Origin of the sequence: Enterobacter cloacae complex sp. FDA-CDC-AR_0132 (assembly GCF_003010695.1) — a bacterium.
In the GTDB taxonomy this organism is placed as follows: Bacteria; Pseudomonadota; Gammaproteobacteria; order Enterobacterales; family Enterobacteriaceae; genus Enterobacter; species Enterobacter ludwigii.
In genome coordinates this window covers 4,899,340-4,915,929 of the sequence record NZ_CP027618.1, presented here as the reverse complement: position 1 = coordinate 4,915,929, position 16,590 = coordinate 4,899,340, and the positions used below count along the sequence as shown (strand labels likewise).

Annotated in this window: 14 protein-coding genes; all 14 read left to right on the top strand. The window is 52.8% G+C overall.

Annotated features, from left to right (window positions below):
* The 14 genes from AM379_RS23825 (at nt 1) to AM379_RS23760 (ending at nt 16,580) form a co-directional block, all read left to right on the top strand.
* Nucleotides 1-480, top strand: a complete 480-nt coding sequence (locus AM379_RS23825) for a GDP-mannose mannosyl hydrolase (protein ID WP_072126435.1) — start codon at nt 1-3, stop codon at nt 478-480.
* Nucleotides 477-1,700 carry a colanic acid biosynthesis fucosyltransferase WcaI gene (wcaI, locus tag AM379_RS23820; RefSeq protein WP_032678531.1) on the top strand — a complete coding sequence of 408 codons (1,224 nt, stop codon included), beginning with the start codon at nt 477-479 and terminating at the stop codon, nt 1,698-1,700. The genes AM379_RS23825 and wcaI overlap by 4 nt, the downstream gene beginning before the upstream one ends.
* A gap of 3 nt (nt 1,701-1,703) precedes the next feature.
* Entirely contained in the window at nt 1,704-3,140 is a 1,437-nt protein-coding gene (gene cpsB, locus AM379_RS23815; RefSeq protein ID WP_014170815.1) for a mannose-1-phosphate guanyltransferase, read from the top strand.
* Between the two features lie 109 nt (nt 3,141-3,249).
* Nucleotides 3,250-4,620 (top strand): colanic acid biosynthesis phosphomannomutase CpsG, encoded by a 1,371-nt coding sequence (cpsG, locus tag AM379_RS23810; RefSeq protein WP_032680630.1) that lies wholly within the window; start codon nt 3,250-3,252, stop codon nt 4,618-4,620.
* 62 nt (nt 4,621-4,682) lie between these two features.
* Nucleotides 4,683-6,077, top strand: coding sequence for an undecaprenyl-phosphate glucose phosphotransferase (gene wcaJ, locus AM379_RS23805; protein WP_014170813.1), 1,395 nt, complete (start codon nt 4,683-4,685; stop codon nt 6,075-6,077).
* A 1-nt stretch (nt 6,078) separates the two neighbouring features.
* Nucleotides 6,079-7,557 (top strand): colanic acid undecaprenyl disphosphate flippase WzxC, encoded by a 1,479-nt coding sequence (gene wzxC, locus AM379_RS23800; RefSeq protein ID WP_073396119.1) that lies wholly within the window; start codon nt 6,079-6,081, stop codon nt 7,555-7,557.
* A gap of 17 nt (nt 7,558-7,574) precedes the next feature.
* Nucleotides 7,575-8,855, top strand: coding sequence for a colanic acid biosynthesis pyruvyl transferase WcaK (gene wcaK / locus AM379_RS23795; protein ID WP_024908095.1), 1,281 nt, complete (start codon nt 7,575-7,577; stop codon nt 8,853-8,855).
* Nucleotides 8,852-10,072 carry a colanic acid biosynthesis glycosyltransferase WcaL gene (wcaL, locus tag AM379_RS23790; RefSeq protein ID WP_014170810.1) on the top strand — a complete coding sequence of 407 codons (1,221 nt, stop codon included), beginning with the start codon at nt 8,852-8,854 and terminating at the stop codon, nt 10,070-10,072. Before wcaK ends, wcaL begins: the two co-directional genes overlap by 4 nt.
* A 12-nt stretch (nt 10,073-10,084) precedes the next feature.
* On the top strand, nt 10,085-11,476 hold the full coding sequence (wcaM, locus tag AM379_RS23785; protein WP_025203690.1) for a colanic acid biosynthesis protein WcaM: 1,392 nt from the start codon (nt 10,085-10,087) through the stop codon (nt 11,474-11,476).
* A 177-nt stretch (nt 11,477-11,653) separates the two neighbouring features.
* Nucleotides 11,654-12,550, top strand: a complete 897-nt coding sequence (gene galF, locus AM379_RS23780) for a GalU regulator GalF (protein ID WP_032678526.1) — start codon at nt 11,654-11,656, stop codon at nt 12,548-12,550.
* A 354-nt stretch (nt 12,551-12,904) separates the two neighbouring features.
* The gene (rfbB, locus tag AM379_RS23775) at nt 12,905-13,987 is read left to right on the top strand and encodes a dTDP-glucose 4,6-dehydratase (RefSeq protein WP_032678525.1); all 1,083 of its coding nucleotides are present in this window, start codon (nt 12,905-12,907) and stop codon (nt 13,985-13,987) included.
* Between the two features lie 53 nt (nt 13,988-14,040).
* Complete coding sequence (locus tag AM379_RS23770; RefSeq protein WP_032678524.1) at nt 14,041-14,985, top strand: NAD-dependent epimerase/dehydratase family protein; 945 nt, start codon at nt 14,041-14,043, stop codon at nt 14,983-14,985.
* Nucleotides 14,985-16,019, top strand: a complete 1,035-nt coding sequence (locus tag AM379_RS23765) for an MraY family glycosyltransferase (RefSeq protein WP_032678523.1) — start codon at nt 14,985-14,987, stop codon at nt 16,017-16,019. The genes AM379_RS23770 and AM379_RS23765 overlap by 1 nt, the downstream gene beginning before the upstream one ends.
* A complete protein-coding gene (locus AM379_RS23760) occupies nt 16,020-16,580 on the top strand; it encodes a PglD-related sugar-binding protein (protein WP_032678522.1) in 561 nt (186 codons plus the stop codon).
* Nucleotides 16,581-16,590 lie beyond the last annotated feature (10 nt).

The following is a 16,590-nucleotide window of genomic DNA, read 5'->3' as shown; positions in this document are numbered from 1 at the left end:
ATGTTTTTAAGTCAGGAAGATTTTGCCACGGTAGTGCGTTCCACTCCGCTCATCTCAATTGATTTGGTGGTGGAAAACGAACGCGGCGAGTTCTTGCTGGGAAAACGAACCAACCGTCCTGCACAGGGCTTTTGGTTCGTGCCCGGCGGGCGCGTGCAGAAGGATGAGACGCTGGAAAATGCTTTTGAGCGTCTCACTCTGGCGGAACTGGGCCTGCAACTGCCGATGGCGGCAGGCCAGTTTTACGGGGTCTGGCAGCACTTCTATGACGATAACTTTTCGGGCACCGGTTTCACCACGCACTATGTGGTGCTCGGTTTTCGCCTGAAGGTGAGTGAGGCAGACCTGCGTCTGCCTGATTCTCAGCATGACGACTACCGCTGGCAGACGCCAGAGGCGTTGCTGGCCAGTGACAATGTGCATGACAACAGTCGTGCCTATTTCCTGGCCGATCGTCAGTCCGGAGTGCCGGGCTTATGAAAATTCTGGTGTACGGAATCAACTATTCGCCGGAGTTAACCGGCATCGGTAAATACACCGGCGAAATGGTCGAGTGGATGGCGAGCCAGGGACATGACGTGCGGGTCATTACCGCGCCGCCATACTACCCGGAATGGAAAGTAGGTGAGCGCTATTCAGGCTGGCGCTACCGTCGCGAAGAGGGTGCCGCGACCGTCTGGCGTTGCCCGCTGTACGTGCCGAAACAGCCCTCAACGCTGAAGCGGTTACTTCATCTGGGCAGCTTTGCCCTGAGCAGTTTCTTCCCGCTGATGGCGCAACGTCGCTGGAAGCCGGATCGCATTATCGGTGTGGTGCCAACGCTGTTCTGCACCCCAGGTATGCGCCTGCTGGGCAAACTCTCCGGCGCGCGCACGCTGCTTCACATTCAGGATTATGAAGTGGACGCCATGCTCGGCCTGGGAATGGCCGGCAAAGGTAAGAGCGGGAAGGTGGCGAAACTCGCCAGCGCCTTCGAGCGCAGCGGCCTGCATAACGTGGATTATGTCTCGACCATCTCGCGCTCAATGATGAACAAAGCGCAGGAGAAGGGCGTACCGGCGGAAAAAGTGATCTTTTTCCCTAACTGGTCTGAAGTGGCGCGTTTTCGCGACGTGACAGACAGTGACGCGCAGGCGCTACGCGCTCAGCTCGGTTTGCCTGACGACCAAAAAATCATTCTTTACTCAGGCAACATCGGCGAGAAGCAGGGGCTTGAGAGCGTCATCGACGCCGCACAGCAACTGAGCCATCAACCCTGGATGTTTGTCATCGTCGGGCAGGGCGGCGGAAAAGCGCGACTGGAAAAAATGGCCAATGACCGCGGCCTGACGAACGTGAAATTTTTCCCGCTTCAGTCTTACGAGGCACTGCCTGCGTTGCTGAAGATGGGCGACTGCCATCTGGTAGTACAAAAGCGCGGCGCGGCAGACGCGGTGCTGCCGTCCAAGCTGACCAACATTCTGGCAGTGGGCGGTAACGCGGTGATCACGGCGGAAGCCGAAACAGAATTAGGCCAGCTGTGCGACAGCTATCCGGGGATCGCCGTTTGCGTGGAACCGGAATCGGTCCCGGCGCTGGTCACTGGCATTGAACGGGCACTTGCCATGCCAAAAACGAACACGGTGGCACGTGAATATGCCGAACGCACGCTCGAGAAAGAGAACGTGCTGAGCCAATTTATTGCAGATATACGGGGATAAATCATGAGTCAAACCACTTTGTATCCGGTTGTGATGGCAGGTGGCTCTGGTAGCCGGTTGTGGCCGCTGTCCCGCGTGCTCTATCCAAAACAGTTCCTCTGCCTGAAAGGGGAGCTCACCATGCTGCAGACGACGGTTAACCGCCTGCAGGGTGTGGAGTGTGAAAGCCCGGTGGTGATTTGTAACGAACAACACCGCTTTATTGTCGCCGAGCAGCTGCGCCAGCTGAACAAACTCACAGAAAATATCATTCTGGAGCCTGCCGGACGTAACACCGCCCCCGCGATTGCGCTGGCAGCGCTGGCGGCCAAACGCAGCAGCCCGGATTGCGATCCGCTGATGCTGGTTCTGGCGGCAGACCATGTTATTCAACAGGAAGAGTCGTTCCGCGAGGCGGTACGCGCGGCTATTCCTTACGCCGAAAACGGCAAACTGGTGACTTTCGGCATCGTGCCTGACCTGCCGGAAACCGGCTACGGGTATATTCGTCGTGGCAATGTGACCCCGGGCGAAGGCGACAGCGTAGCGTTTGACGTGGCGCAGTTTGTCGAAAAACCGAATCTGGAAACCGCGCAGGCGTATGTGGCCAGCGGTGAATATTACTGGAACAGCGGGATGTTCCTGTTCCGCGCTGGCCGTTACCTGGAAGAGCTGCGCAAATATCGCCCGGATATTCTGGACGCCTGCGAGAAAGCGATGGCGGTAGTGGATCCGGATCTCGATTTTATCCGTGTTGACGAAGCGTCTTTCCTCGCCTGCCCGGAAGAGTCAATTGACTATGCGGTAATGGAACGCACGGCCGATGCCGTTGTGGTACCGATGGATGCGGGCTGGAGTGATGTTGGCTCCTGGTCCTCCCTGTGGGAGATCAGCGCCCATACCCCGGAGGGTAACGTCCACCACGGTGATGTTATCAGCCACAAAACGGAAAACAGCTATGTCTACGCCGAGTCCGGTCTGGTGACCACTGTTGGCGTGAAGGATCTGGTGGTCGTACAGACGAAAGACGCCGTGCTGATTGCTGACCGTAATGCCGTGCAGGACGTTAAAAAAGTGGTGGAGAAGATCAAGGCCGATGGTCGCCATGAACACCATATCCACCGCGAAGTGTATCGTCCGTGGGGCAAATATGACTCCATCGATGCCGGTGAACGTTACCAGGTGAAACGCATCACCGTGAAACCGGGTGAGGGGCTGTCGGTACAGATGCACCACCACCGTGCCGAGCACTGGGTCGTGGTGGCGGGTACCGCCAAAGTCACGATTGATGGCGAAGTGAAACTGCTGGGCGAAAACGAGTCAATCTATATTCCGCTGGGAGCCACGCACTGCCTGGAAAACCCGGGGAAAATTCCTCTCGACTTAATTGAAGTGCGCTCCGGTTCGTACCTGGAAGAAGACGATATTGTCCGTTTCCAGGACCGTTACGGGCGGGTATAGCGCCGTCTCTAAAGCCGGATAGCGTTTCGCGCATCCGGCCTGCGAATGAATAAAAACAAATTTGCCTGTTAATCGGGCGGGCCAACTGTTGCCTGAAAAAGGGGTCATCATGGAAAAATTAACCTGTTTTAAAGCCTACGATATTCGCGGCAAGCTGGGCGAAGAGCTGAATGAAGACATTGCGTGGCGCATTGGCCGCGCATACGGCGAATATCTTAAGCCACAAACGATTGTCCTGGGCGGCGATGTGCGCCTGACCAGTGAGTCCCTGAAGCTGGCGCTGGCAAAAGGGCTGCAGGATGCGGGAGTGGACGTGCTGGATATCGGCTTGTCCGGCACCGAAGAGATTTACTTTGCCACCTTCCACCTCGGCGTGGACGGCGGTATCGAAGTGACGGCCAGCCATAACCCGATGGACTACAACGGTATGAAGCTGGTGCGCAAGGGCGCGCGTCCTATCAGCGGCGATACCGGTCTGCGTGACGTGCAGCGTCTCGCCGAAGCTAACGATTTCCCGCCGGTGAATGAAGCAAAACGCGGCAGCTATAAGCAGATCGACCTGCGTAAAGCGTACATCGACCACCTGCTGGGTTACATCAACGTTGCAAACCTGAAACCGTTGAAGCTGGTGATCAACTCCGGTAACGGCGCGGCCGGCCCGGTGGTGGATGCGCTCGAAGCCCGCTTTAAGGCCCTGAACGTGCCGGTAACCTTCGTTAAGGTCCATAACACCCCGGACGGCAACTTCCCGAACGGTATCCCGAACCCGCTGCTGCCGGAGTGCCGCGACGACACCCGTAACGCGGTCATCGAACACGGTGCCGATATGGGTATCGCCTTTGACGGCGATTTCGACCGCTGCTTCCTGTTCGACGAAAAAGGCCAGTTCATCGAAGGCTACTACATTGTCGGCCTGCTGGCGGAAGCGTTCCTCGAGAAGAACCCGGGCGCGAAGATCATTCACGATCCGCGTCTGTCCTGGAACACCGTGGATGTGGTGAACGCCGCGGGCGGCCAGCCGGTGATGTCCAAAACCGGTCATGCTTTCATCAAAGAGCGTATGCGCGAAGAAGACGCCATTTATGGCGGCGAGATGAGCGCCCACCACTATTTCCGTGATTTTGCCTACTGCGACAGCGGGATGATCCCGTGGCTGCTGGTGACCGAGCTGCTGTGTCTGAAAGGGCAGACCCTTGGCGAGCTGGTACGCGACCGCATGGCGGCCTTCCCGGCAAGTGGCGAAATCAACAGCAAACTGGCGCAGCCGGCCGAGGCCATTGCCCGCGTGGAGCAGCATTTTGCCCTCCATGCGCTGGAAATTGACCGTACCGACGGCATCAGCATGGCGTTCCCGCAGTGGCGTTTTAACCTGCGCTCTTCAAATACCGAGCCGGTGGTGCGCCTGAACGTGGAATCCCGCGCGGATACAGCGCTGATGGAAGCGCGAACGAAGGACATTCTGGCGCTGTTGAATCAGTAAATAGCTTTCCCCCTCACCCTGATGTGGGGTGAGGGGGCAGGTGTTGAACTAAAGGAACAACGATGACGAATCTAAAAAAACGCGAACGAGCGAGAACGAATGCATCGTTAATCTCCATGGTGCAGCGTTTTTCTGATATCACCATCATGGTCGGCGGATTATGGGTGGTGAGTTGGGTAAGCGGGCAATCCTTCTTCTACATGCATCTGCTCATGGCGCTGATTGCGCTGGTTGTGTTCCAGATGATCGGGGGGATGACCGACTTCTACCGTTCGTGGCGTGGTGTGAAAATGACCACCGAACTGATGCTGTTGCTGCAGAACTGGACATTAAGCCTGATCTTCAGCGCAGGGCTGGTGGCATTCAGCCATGATTTTGATAATCGCCTGGTGACGTATCTGTGCTGGTACCTGATTACCAGCGTCGGCATGGTGGTATGCCGCACCCTGATCCGTTTTGGTGCCGGCTGGCTGCGTAACCGCGGTTATAACCGTCGCTTTGTCGCCGTGGCGGGGGATTTGCCGGTAGGGAAGGTGCTTCTCGATAGCTTCCGCAAAGAGCCATGGTTAGGTTTTGAAGTGGTCGGGATTTATCACGACGCGAAGCCTGGCGGCGTGCCTTCAGACTGGGCCGGTAATTACGAACAGCTTATTGAGGACGCCAAAGCCGGCAAAATTCATAACGTCTACATCGCGATGCAGATGAAAGATGAATCCCGCATTAAGAAACTGATGCGTGAACTGGCCGATACCACCTGTTCGGTGATCCTGATCCCGGACGTCTTTACCTTTAACATCCTCCATTCCCGTATTGAAGAAGTGAACGGCGTGCCGGTCGTGCCGCTGTATGACACCCCGCTGTCGGGTATCAATCGCGTGCTCAAGCGCCTGGAAGATATCGTGCTCTCTTCACTGATCTTACTGCTGATCTCCCCGGTGCTGTGCTGCATTGCCCTGGCGGTGAAGCTGAGCTCTCCGGGCCCGGTTATCTTCCGTCAGACCCGCTACGGCATGGACGGTAAGCCCATCATGGTGTGGAAATTCCGCTCAATGAAGGTGATGGAGAACGACAAGGTCGTGACCCAGGCGACGCAGAACGATCCACGCGTTACGCGGGTGGGGAACTTCCTGCGCCGTACCTCGCTGGATGAGCTGCCGCAGTTTATCAACGTCTTTACCGGTGGCATGTCGATTGTCGGACCCCGTCCCCATGCCGTGGCTCACAACGAACAATACCGCTCGCTGATTGAAGGCTACATGTTGCGCCATAAAGTGAAGCCAGGCATTACCGGCTGGGCGCAGATCAACGGCTGGCGTGGCGAGACCGACACGCTGGAAAAAATGGAAAAACGCATCGAATTCGACCTGGAGTACATCCGTGAATGGAGCCTCTGGTTCGATATCAAGATCGTCTTTCTGACCATCTTCAAAGGTTTCGTGAACAAAGCGGCGTACTAAGATGAGCTTACGTGAAAAAACCATCAGCGGCGCCAAATGGTCAGCGATGGCGACCATTGTCATCATTGGCCTCGGCCTGGTGCAGATGACGGTGCTGGCGCGCATTATCGATAACCACCAGTTCGGTCTGCTGACCGTCTCGCTGGTGATTATCGCGCTGGCCGATACGTTGTCTGACTTCGGCATTGCTAACTCGATTATCCAGCGCAAAGAGATCAGCCATCTGGAACTGACCACGCTCTACTGGCTGAACGTTGGGTTGGGGGTGTTCGTTTTCGTGCTGGTGTTCCTGTTGAGCGATATCATCGCCAGCGTGCTGCACAACCCCGATCTGGCACCGCTGATGCGTACGCTCTCGTTTGCTTTTGTGGTGATCCCGCACGGGCAACAGTTCCGCGCGCTGATGCAGAAAGAGCTGGAATTCAACAAGATTGGGATGATCGAGACCAGCGCCGTTCTCGCAGGGTTTACCTTTACCGTGGTCAGCGCCCATTTCTGGCCGCTGGCCATGACCGCTATCCTCGGGTATCTGGTTAACTCTGCCGTGCGTACGCTGCTGTTCGGCTACTTTGGTCGCAAGATTTACCGTCCTGGGCTGCATTTCTCTCTCGCTTCGGTGTCATCCAACCTGCGTTTTGGCGCGTGGCTCACCGCCGACAGCATCATCAACTATGTCAACACTAACCTCTCCACGCTGGTGCTGGCACGCATCCTCGGGGCGAGCGTCGCGGGCGGGTACAACCTGGCGTACAACGTTGCGGTAGTACCACCAATGAAGCTCAACCCGATTATCACCCGCGTACTGTTCCCGGCGTTCGCCAAAATTCAGGATGACACCGAGAAGCTGCGCGTCAATTTTTACAAGCTGCTCTCTGTGGTGGGCATTATCAATTTCCCGGTTTTGCTGGGGCTGATGGTGGTCTCGAGCAACTTCGTGCCGCTGGTGTTTGGCGAGAAGTGGAACAGCATTATCCCGATCCTGCAGTTACTGTGCGTGGTGGGGCTGCTGCGATCCGTTGGCAACCCGATTGGCTCACTGCTGATGGCTAAAGCGCGGGTTGATATCAGCTTCAAATTCAACGTGTTTAAAACGTTCCTGTTTATTCCGGCGATTATCGTCGGTGGGCATATGGCCGGCGCCATTGGGGTCACGCTTGGTTTTCTGCTGGTGCAGATCATCAACACCGTTCTGAGCTACTTCGTGATGATCAAGCCGGTGCTGGGCTCCAGCTACCGGCAGTACATTCTGAGCCTGTGGCTGCCGTTTTATCTGTCACTGCCTACCCTTGCGGTGAGCTATGGACTGGGCATCGTGCTCACTGGCCATCTGCCGCTCGCGGCCATGCTGGCAATACAGGTCGCAGCAGGTGCACTGGCGTTTGGCGTGATGATTGTGCTGTCACGTAATGCGCTGGTGGTTGAGATGAAGCGCCAGTTTTGCCGTAACGAAAAAATGAAAACGCTGCTTCGCGCAGGCTAGTTATTTAAGAGGCCATTATGAAATTACTTATTCTTGGCAACCATACCTGCGGCAACCGTGGCGACAGCGCCATTCTGCGCGGTTTATTGGATGCGATTAACACCCTTAAGCCTGAGACTGAAGTGGACGTGATGAGCCGTTATCCGGTCAGCTCTTCCTGGTTATTGAACCGCCCGGTAATGGGCGACCCGCTATACAGCCAGATGAAGCAGCACAACAACGCTGCCGGCGTGATGGGACGCGTGAAGAAAGTTCTGCGCCGTCGCTATCAGCATCAGGTGTTGCTGTCCCGTGTAACTGATACCGGCAAGCTGCGTAACATCGCCATTGCTCAGGGCTTCACGGATTTCGTTCGACTGCTGTCGGGCTACGACGCCATTATTCAGGTCGGAGGATCGTTCTTCGTCGATCTTTACGGTGTGCCGCAGTTTGAGCACGCACTCTGCACATTCATGGCGAAAAAACCGCTGTTTATGATTGGTCACAGCGTCGGGCCGTTCCAGGATCCGCAGTTTAACCAGCTGGCAAACTATGTCTTCGGCCACTGCGATGCCCTGATCCTGCGTGAGTCGGTAAGCCTCGATATGATGAAACGCAGCGAGATTGACACTTCGAAAGTGGAACACGGGGTGGACACCGCCTGGCTGGTGGATCATCAGGACGACAGTTTCCAGGCGAGCTACGCAGTGCAGCACTGGCTGGACGTGGCGGCGAAACAGAAAACGGTCGCCATCACCCTGCGCGAACTTGCACCGTTTGATAAACGTTTAGGCACCACCCAGGCGGCGTATGAGAAAGCGTTTGCTGACGTGGTTAACCGTGTGCTGGACAGCGGATACCAGGTGCTGGCGCTTTCAACCTGTACCGGCATCGACAGCTATAACAAAGATGACCGCATGGTGGCGCTGAACCTGCGCAACCTGGTAAACGATCCGTCCCGTTATCACGTGGTGATGGACGAACTGAACGACCTCGAGATGGGCAAATTGCTCTCAGCCTGTGACCTCACCGTGGGCACGCGTCTGCACTCGGCGATCATTTCGATGAACTTTGGCACGCCGGCCATTGCGATTAACTACGAGCACAAGTCAGCCGGCATTATGCAGCAGCTTGGCATGCCTGAAATGGCCGTTGATATTCGTCATCTGCTGGATGGTTCGCTTGGCGCGATGGTGGGCGATACCCTGGGGCAATTGCCTGCCATCAATGAACGCCTGGCCGTCGCGGTGAAAGCCGAGCGCGAGAAGGGAATTGGGATGGTGAAATCGGTGCTCGACCGCGTCCGGGAGGGGAAATGAAGGTTGGTTTCTTCTTACTGAAATTTCCGCTGTCGTCTGAAACCTTTGTGCTGAACCAAATCACCGCGTTTATCGATATGGGATACGACGTGGAGATCATCGCCCTGCAAAAGGGCGATACACAAAATACCCATGCGGCGTATACGCAGTATGGGCTGGAGGCGAAAACCCGCTGGCTGCAGGACGAGCCCTCAGGAAGAGTAAATAAGCTGCGCCACCGGGCCAGCCAGACCTTACGCGGGATCCATCGTGCGTCGACCTGGCGCGCGCTGAATGTTTCCCGCTATGGCGCGGAATCTCGCAACCTGATCCTGTCTGCCATTTGTGGTCAAACGGCGCAGCCGTACCGCGCCGATGTGTTTATTGCTCACTTTGGCCCGGCGGGCGTGACCGCCGCCAAACTGCGTGAGCTGGGGGTGATTGACGGTAAGATTGCGACCATCTTCCACGGTATCGACATCTCCAGCCGCGAGGTATTGAACCACTACACGCCGGAGTATCAGCAGCTTTTCCGCCGTGGCGACATGATGCTGCCCATCAGCGACCTGTGGGCCGGGCGTCTGAAAAACATGGGCTGTCCGCAGGAAAAAATCACCGTTTCGCGTATGGGCGTGGATTTAGAGCGCTTTACCCGCCGCCCGGTCAAGGTACCGGGAAAACCGCTGCAGATAATCTCTGTTGCGCGTCTGACGGAGAAAAAAGGTCTGCACGTGGCCATCGAAGCCTGCCGCCAGCTGCGAGCGCGCGGCGTGGATTTCCGCTATCGCATTCTCGGTATTGGCCCGTGGGAGCGTCGTCTTCGCACGCTTATCGAACAGTATCAGCTGGAAGATTATGTGGAGATGCCGGGCTTTAAGCCAAGCCACGAGGTGAAGGCCATGCTGGATGAGGCGGATGTATTCCTGCTGCCTTCCGTCACCGGCGCCGATGGCGATATGGAGGGGATCCCGGTTGCGTTAATGGAGGCGATGGCCGTCGGTATTCCGGTGGTGTCGACCCTGCACAGCGGGATCCCGGAGTTAATCAAGTCTGATTACTCCGGCTGGCTGGTACCGGAGAATAATGCGATGGCCCTTGCGGATCGTTTAGCCGAATTTAGCGGCATCGACCAACAGGCGCTGGAGCCCGTTATCCACAACGCCCGACAAAAAGTTGAAGCAGATTTTAACCAGCAGGTGATTAATCGCCAGTTAGCGAGCCTGCTGCAAACGTTGTAACGCCGAGGTTGTATGCTGAAAAAGATTACCCGACGCACCTTTGTCTCTTCTTTATCCGTCCTGGCGGCTACGCCGCTGCTGTCGTCCCGCATTGCGCGGGCGGCAACCGGAAAGACGGTCTCTGTTAACCAGTACAACAACAACGACTGGATCGCCGCCTTTAAGCAGGCATTTAACGAAGGCGACACCGTTGTTGTCCCTGCCGGGCTCACCTGTAAAAACATCAATACGGGCATTTTCATTCCTGACGGTAAAACGCTGTTGATCCGCGGTGCGTTAACGGGAAATGGTCGCGGACGCTTCGTGCTGCAGGAAGGCAGTAAAGTGATTGGTGAAGGTGACGGTCGCACGGAGAACATTACGCTGGACATTCGCGGTTCAGACTGTGTGATTAAAGGGCTGGCAATGAGCGGCTTTGGACCGGTGACGCAGATCTACATTGGCGGCAAAAAGCCGCGCGTCATGCGCAACCTGCTGATTGATAACATCAGCGTAAGCCAGGCGAACTACGCCATCCTGCGCCAGGGATTCCATAATCAGATAGATGGCGCGCGCATCACCAACAGTAAATTCAGCCATCTCCAGGGCGACGCGATTGAGTGGAACGTCGCCATTAATGACCGTAACATCCTGATCTCCGATCATGTGATTGACAACATTAACTGTACGAACGGCAAGATCAACTGGGGCATCGGCATTGGTCTCGCCGGCAGCACCTACGACAACGATTATCCGGAAAAGCAAACCGTGAAGAACTTCGTGGTGGCAAATATCACCGGCAGCAACTGTCGTCAGTTAGTCCACGTCGAAAACGGTAAGCACTTTATTATTCGCAATATTAAGGCCAAGAATATCACTCCTGACTTCAGCAAGAAGGCGGGAATAGACAACGCCACGGTAGCCATTTATGGCTGTGATAATTTCATTATTGATAATGTCGATATGGTCAATAGTGCCGGCATGCTGATCGGCTACGGTGTAATAAAGGGCGACTATCTCTCGATACCTCAGAACTTTAAGCTGAACGACATTCGCCTGGATAATCGCCAGCTTGCGTACAAACTGCGCGGAATACAAATTTCCTCCGGCAACGCCACCTCCTTTGTGGCCATCACCAACGTTGAGATGCAGCGGGCTACGCTTGAGTTGCACAACAAACCGCAGCACCTCTTCTTGCGTAATATCAACGTGATGCAGGAAGCTGCCGTCGGCCCGGCGCTGAAGATGAATTTCGACCTGCGTAAGGATGTGCGAGGCAAGTTTATGGCTAAAGATGAGACCCTACTGTCGCTGGCGAACATCAAGGCTGTGAATGAGAAAGGGCAGAGCTCCGTGGATATTGACCGCGTGGACCAGCAGGTGGTGAATACGGAGCGGCTGAATTTTGCGCTCCCGCACAGATAATCGACAATTGTCTTTTTTTGCGACTATTCCTGGCACAGAAACGCGATCTATTCAGATTACAACTACTGTTTTTTGTGATGTGGTCCCCTAACATCATATAAGAATCACGGCAAATCATGCTGGCGAAAACAGGTTAAAGAGCTATAATTCGTCAACCATTTTAAGGTGGAAGAAATAATGATTAATTTGAAAGCAGTCATTCCGGTAGCAGGCCTGGGCATGCATATGTTGCCAGCCACAAAAGCCATTCCTAAAGAGATGCTGCCGATTGTCGACAAACCGATGATTCAATACATTGTCGATGAAATTGTTGCTGCAGGGATCAAAGAAATCGTCCTGGTTACGCACTCCTCCAAGAATGCGGTAGAAAACCACTTCGACACCTCTTACGAACTCGAAGCGTTGCTTGAGCAGCGCGTAAAACGCCAGCTGCTGGCTGAAGTGCAGTCTATCTGTCCTCCTGGCGTAACCATCATGAACGTGCGTCAGGCGCAGCCGCTGGGTCTGGGCCACTCCATTCTTTGCGCGCGCCCGGTCGTGGGTGACAACCCGTTCATCGTTGTACTGCCGGATATCATTATCGACAGCGCATCTGCCGATCCGCTGCGTTACAACCTGGCGGCAATGGTGGCGCGCTTCAACGAAACGGGCCGTAGCCAGGTACTTGCTAAGCGCATGAAAGGCGATCTCTCCGAGTACTCTGTTATCCAGACTAAAGAAGCGCTGGAGACGGAAGGGCAGGTGAGCCGTATCGTTGAGTTTATCGAGAAACCGGATCAGCCGCAGACGCTGGATTCTGACCTGATGGCCGTTGGCCGTTATGTTCTCAACGCGGATATCTGGGCCGAGCTGGAAAAAACCGAGCCGGGTGCCTGGGGCCGTATCCAGCTGACCGATGCGATTGCTGAACTGGCTAAGAAGCAGTCTGTTGATGCGATGCTGATGACCGGTGACAGCTACGACTGCGGTAAGAAACTGGGCTATATGCAGGCATTTGTGAAGTATGGCCTGCGTAACCTGAAGGAAGGTCAGAAGTTCAGAAGCCGGATTGAGAAGTTGCTGGCTAACGACTGATTCACATCTTTTCACTTTATATAAGCGGTAGTCGGTATTTTGGTGTTGTAACATAACCAGAATGCGGGCTACCGCTTTTTGTTATTAATTTCAGTGATAACAGAGAGTTATCTGATTTAAATCTCGACGAATTTGTAACGATTTGTGCTTGTTTCTGATGCCATTTAGGACGACAATTAACGCCAGTTTTTTGTCTGTATCCAGACAAGAAAAATCATTTAATCAAACATCGCTCAGTGCACTGGTAGCTGTCAAGCCAGGGGCGGTAGCGTGCTTAATTTCTGAAAGCGTTAATAAACGATCGGATTTCAGAGCGCCAGTATCCAGACATTTCCAACAGGCGGAATAGATAACGTGAAAATTCTTGTGACGGGTGGAGCCGGCTTTATCGGCTCAGCGGTTGTACGACATATTATTAAGAATACCCAGGACGTCGTCGTCAATGTGGATAAGCTGACTTATGCCGGCAACCTTGAGTCGCTTAGTGAAGTCAGTGACAGCGAACGATATGCTTTTGAACATGCGGACATTTGCGACAAAGACGCCTTGGAACGTATCTTCGCAAAGCATAAACCTGATGCGGTAATGCATCTGGCTGCTGAAAGTCACGTCGATCGTTCAATTACCGGCCCGGCCGCGTTTATTGAAACGAATATCGTCGGCACTTATGTGCTGCTGGAAGCCGCTCGCGCGTACTGGTCAATGTTGGATGAGCAGGCGAAGAAAGCGTTTCGTTTCCATCACATCTCTACCGACGAAGTGTATGGTGATTTACCGCATCCTGATGAGCATCCGGCATTAACTGAGCTGCCACTCTTTACGGAAACTACCGCGTATGCACCTAGCAGCCCATATTCAGCGTCGAAAGCATCCAGCGACCATCTGGTTCGCGCCTGGCTGCGTACCTACGGTTTCCCGACCATTGTCACCAACTGTTCAAACAACTACGGCCCATACCACTTCCCGGAAAAGCTGATCCCGCTGGTCATCCTGAATGCGCTGGACGGTAAAGCACTGCCTATTTACGGCAAGGGCGATCAGATTCGTGACTGGCTGTATGTAGAAGATCATGCGCGTGCACTCTACACCGTTGTCACCCAGGGGAAACCGGGAGAGACCTATAATATAGGTGGCCATAACGAGAAGCAGAACCTGGAGGTCGTACATACTATTTGCGATCTGCTGGATGAGATTATGCCAAAAGAGGGCTCTTATCGCGATCAGATTACGTATGTTGCTGACCGTCCGGGCCATGACCGTCGCTACGCCATTGACGCTGAGAAAATTGGAATTGAGCTGGGCTGGAAGCCAGTGGAGACCTTCGAAAGTGGGATCCGTAAAACTGTTGAATGGTATTTGGCAAATAAAGAATGGGTGGATAACGTTAAAAGCGGTAATTATAAATCCTGGATTGCACTCAATTATCAGAATCGTTAAGGGCTGTTCATTTCGTTTATTGCAAAAAGTTAATTAGCTGATAGGGGATGATAATGAAAGTTTTAGTGACAGGGGGGACTGGTTTTCTCGGTGCTACTTTAGTCAATACGCTGAGAGCAGCAGGTCATCAGGTAATATCTACTACGCGTCGAGAAGAGAATACCGAGCAGGGTATGTACAACCTTGGAGATATCTCTGCGCAAACTGATTGGAGCACAATTTTACAAGGTTGTGATACCGTCATTCATACAGCTGGCAGAGCACATATCCTTAATGATGACGCCAAAGATGCGCTGACCGAATTTCGTCGTGTAAACCATGATGCGACAATGAAATTAGCGAATGACGCTGCAAACTGTGGCATAAAACATTTCATCTTCATCAGTTCAATAGGTGTTAATGGCAATTCCACTTCAGGGATGCCTTTCAGTGAATTGACACCGGCCAAGCCCACGTCCGATTATGCTATATCTAAGCTCGAAGCCGAGGAAAGTCTTCTCAAGACATTTTCAGGGAGTGCAATGGCTATAACCATTGTCCGCCCGGCATTGATCTGTGGTCCAAATGCTCCTGGCAATATTCAACGCTTATTAAAACTAGTATCTCGAAATCTTCCATTACCATTTAAATCAGTAAAAAACAAACGTGCTCTGGTTTCTTTAGACAACGTAGTCAGCTTTGTCAGCGAATGTGTTACGAATGAAAAAGCAAAGAATCAGCTCTATCTATTAGCCGACCAGGAACATCCTTCGACCGGAGAAATGATAAAAGCCTTCTCAACCGGGATGGGGATGAAAGGTCGGATGGTTTATTTTCCCAAGAGTATATTGAAAGTATTGCTTTCAGTATTAGGTAAAAAAAATATCTATGATCAACTCTTTGGCGATCTGGAAGTAGATTCAAAGAAATCAAGAGAGCAACTTCAGTGGACGCCACCTGTTACATTGCAAGAAACGATGGTAAAAACAGCAAAGAATTTTATTGAAGGTAACAAATAATGTTGTATCTGGAGATTATCGTTTTTGCATTCTGTTTATCATGTGCATTGACCTGGGGATTAAGATTATACGCCATCAAGAATAATGTGATCGATCAGCCAAACCAACGAAGCTCACACAGTGTGCCAACGCCACGTGGGGGAGGGGTAGCTATAGTATTAACATTGTTAGCTACATTAGTTTGGCTGGTATTCACCAGCCATCTCTCTCTGGAGACATTTTTAGGTTTCTTCGTGCCGGGGGTATTGATTGCTGTTATTGGTTTCCTTGACGATCATGGCCATATTGCAGCACGTTGGCGTCTGCTAATGCATTTTTTAGCTGCAGCAATAGGGCTCTATTTCTTAGACTCGTTCCCTGAAATTGATATGTTTGGCTATGTCGTGTCCTTGCCATGGATTGGAATGATTCTCGGAAGCGTCTATTTAGTGTGGATGCTTAATCTCTATAACTTTATGGATGGCATTAATGGTCTTGCAAGTGCGCAAGCTATTACCTTTTCGCTGTGCAGCGTCGCGTTGATAACGCTCAATCACTACTCTGGCTCCTCTGATGCGATGGCGATGATTGCAATGGCGCTCGCTGGGGCTGCGGTGGGATTCATTGTCTGGAACTTCCCAGTGGCGAGGATCTTTATGGGGGATGCCGGAAGTGGATTTTTAGGCATTACCATTGGCCTGATGATTCTTTATTTTGCTAAGCTAGATCCCCATGTTTTGATCGCGGAACTCTGCCTGCTTGGTATTTTCATTGTTGACGCAACCACAACCTTGCTTCGAAGATTACTCGCGGGAAAAAAGGTATACGAAGCACATGCAAGCCATTGCTACCAAATACTTGCCCGGAAATATAAGAGTCATGTGCCAGTTACTTTGGCAGCGATCGCAATCAATATCATTTGGTTATTCCCCATTGCATACCTAATCATTTCGGCAAAAATTGACGGAATCACAGGCCTAATCATTGCATGGTTACCGTTGATTTTTATTGCTTTCAAATGTGGTGCTGGAGTCAAAGATAAAGAGAACACATAAATGTATGACCTGATTATTGTAGGCGCTGGTGGTCATGGACGTACGCTGTATGATACGGCTAAACTTTTAGGGTATGAAAATATTGCCTTCCTCGATGATAATGAATTGTGCTCTGATATGGCAGAAATTCGTGTTATCGGGAAAACCTCCGAGCTTAAGCTCTATGCGAGCACTGCCAAATATATTGTTATTGGGATTGGCAACAATAAGCTTAGAGAGTTGTTCCATCAGCAGCTTTACTCCTTAAACATTACCCCTATAACGCTCGTTCACCCTTTTACATTCGTGAGTCCTTCCGCTACTTTGGGGAACGGCAGTGTAGTTTTAGCCGGTGCCGTTATTGGCGCAAACTCAGTCTTGGGGCAGGGAACGATAGTTAATTGTCATTCAACGGTGGATCATGATTCTACTCTTGGTGATTTTGCGCACTTAGGTGTGGGTGTGCATCTTGCTGGGGGAGCGAATATCGGTAAATCGGCATTTCTCCAGGCGGGAACAGTGGGTGGATATAGTGCTACAGTGGACGAGCATGTCATATGCCCTCCTGGTACTATTTTATAAACTAATAGCA

Excerpts from the sequence above, each read along its gene's own strand:
- AM379_RS23825 (WP_072126435.1), top strand. The coding sequence starts at position 1 with ATGTTTTTAAGTCAGGAAGATTTTGCCACGGTAGTGCGTTCCACTCCG.
- wcaI (WP_032678531.1), top strand. The coding sequence starts at position 477 with ATGAAAATTCTGGTGTACGGAATCAACTATTCGCCGGAGTTAACCGGC.
- cpsB (WP_014170815.1), top strand. The coding sequence starts at position 1,704 with ATGAGTCAAACCACTTTGTATCCGGTTGTGATGGCAGGTGGCTCTGGT.
- cpsG (WP_032680630.1), top strand. The coding sequence starts at position 3,250 with ATGGAAAAATTAACCTGTTTTAAAGCCTACGATATTCGCGGCAAGCTG.
- wcaJ (WP_014170813.1), top strand. The coding sequence starts at position 4,683 with ATGACGAATCTAAAAAAACGCGAACGAGCGAGAACGAATGCATCGTTA.
- wzxC (WP_073396119.1), top strand. The coding sequence starts at position 6,079 with ATGAGCTTACGTGAAAAAACCATCAGCGGCGCCAAATGGTCAGCGATG.
- wcaK (WP_024908095.1), top strand. The coding sequence starts at position 7,575 with ATGAAATTACTTATTCTTGGCAACCATACCTGCGGCAACCGTGGCGAC.
- wcaL (WP_014170810.1), top strand. The coding sequence starts at position 8,852 with ATGAAGGTTGGTTTCTTCTTACTGAAATTTCCGCTGTCGTCTGAAACC.
- wcaM (WP_025203690.1), top strand. The coding sequence starts at position 10,085 with ATGCTGAAAAAGATTACCCGACGCACCTTTGTCTCTTCTTTATCCGTC.
- galF (WP_032678526.1), top strand. The coding sequence starts at position 11,654 with ATGATTAATTTGAAAGCAGTCATTCCGGTAGCAGGCCTGGGCATGCAT.
- AM379_RS23770 (WP_032678524.1), top strand. The coding sequence starts at position 14,041 with ATGAAAGTTTTAGTGACAGGGGGGACTGGTTTTCTCGGTGCTACTTTA.
- AM379_RS23765 (WP_032678523.1), top strand. The coding sequence starts at position 14,985 with ATGTTGTATCTGGAGATTATCGTTTTTGCATTCTGTTTATCATGTGCA.
- AM379_RS23760 (WP_032678522.1), top strand. The coding sequence starts at position 16,020 with ATGTATGACCTGATTATTGTAGGCGCTGGTGGTCATGGACGTACGCTG.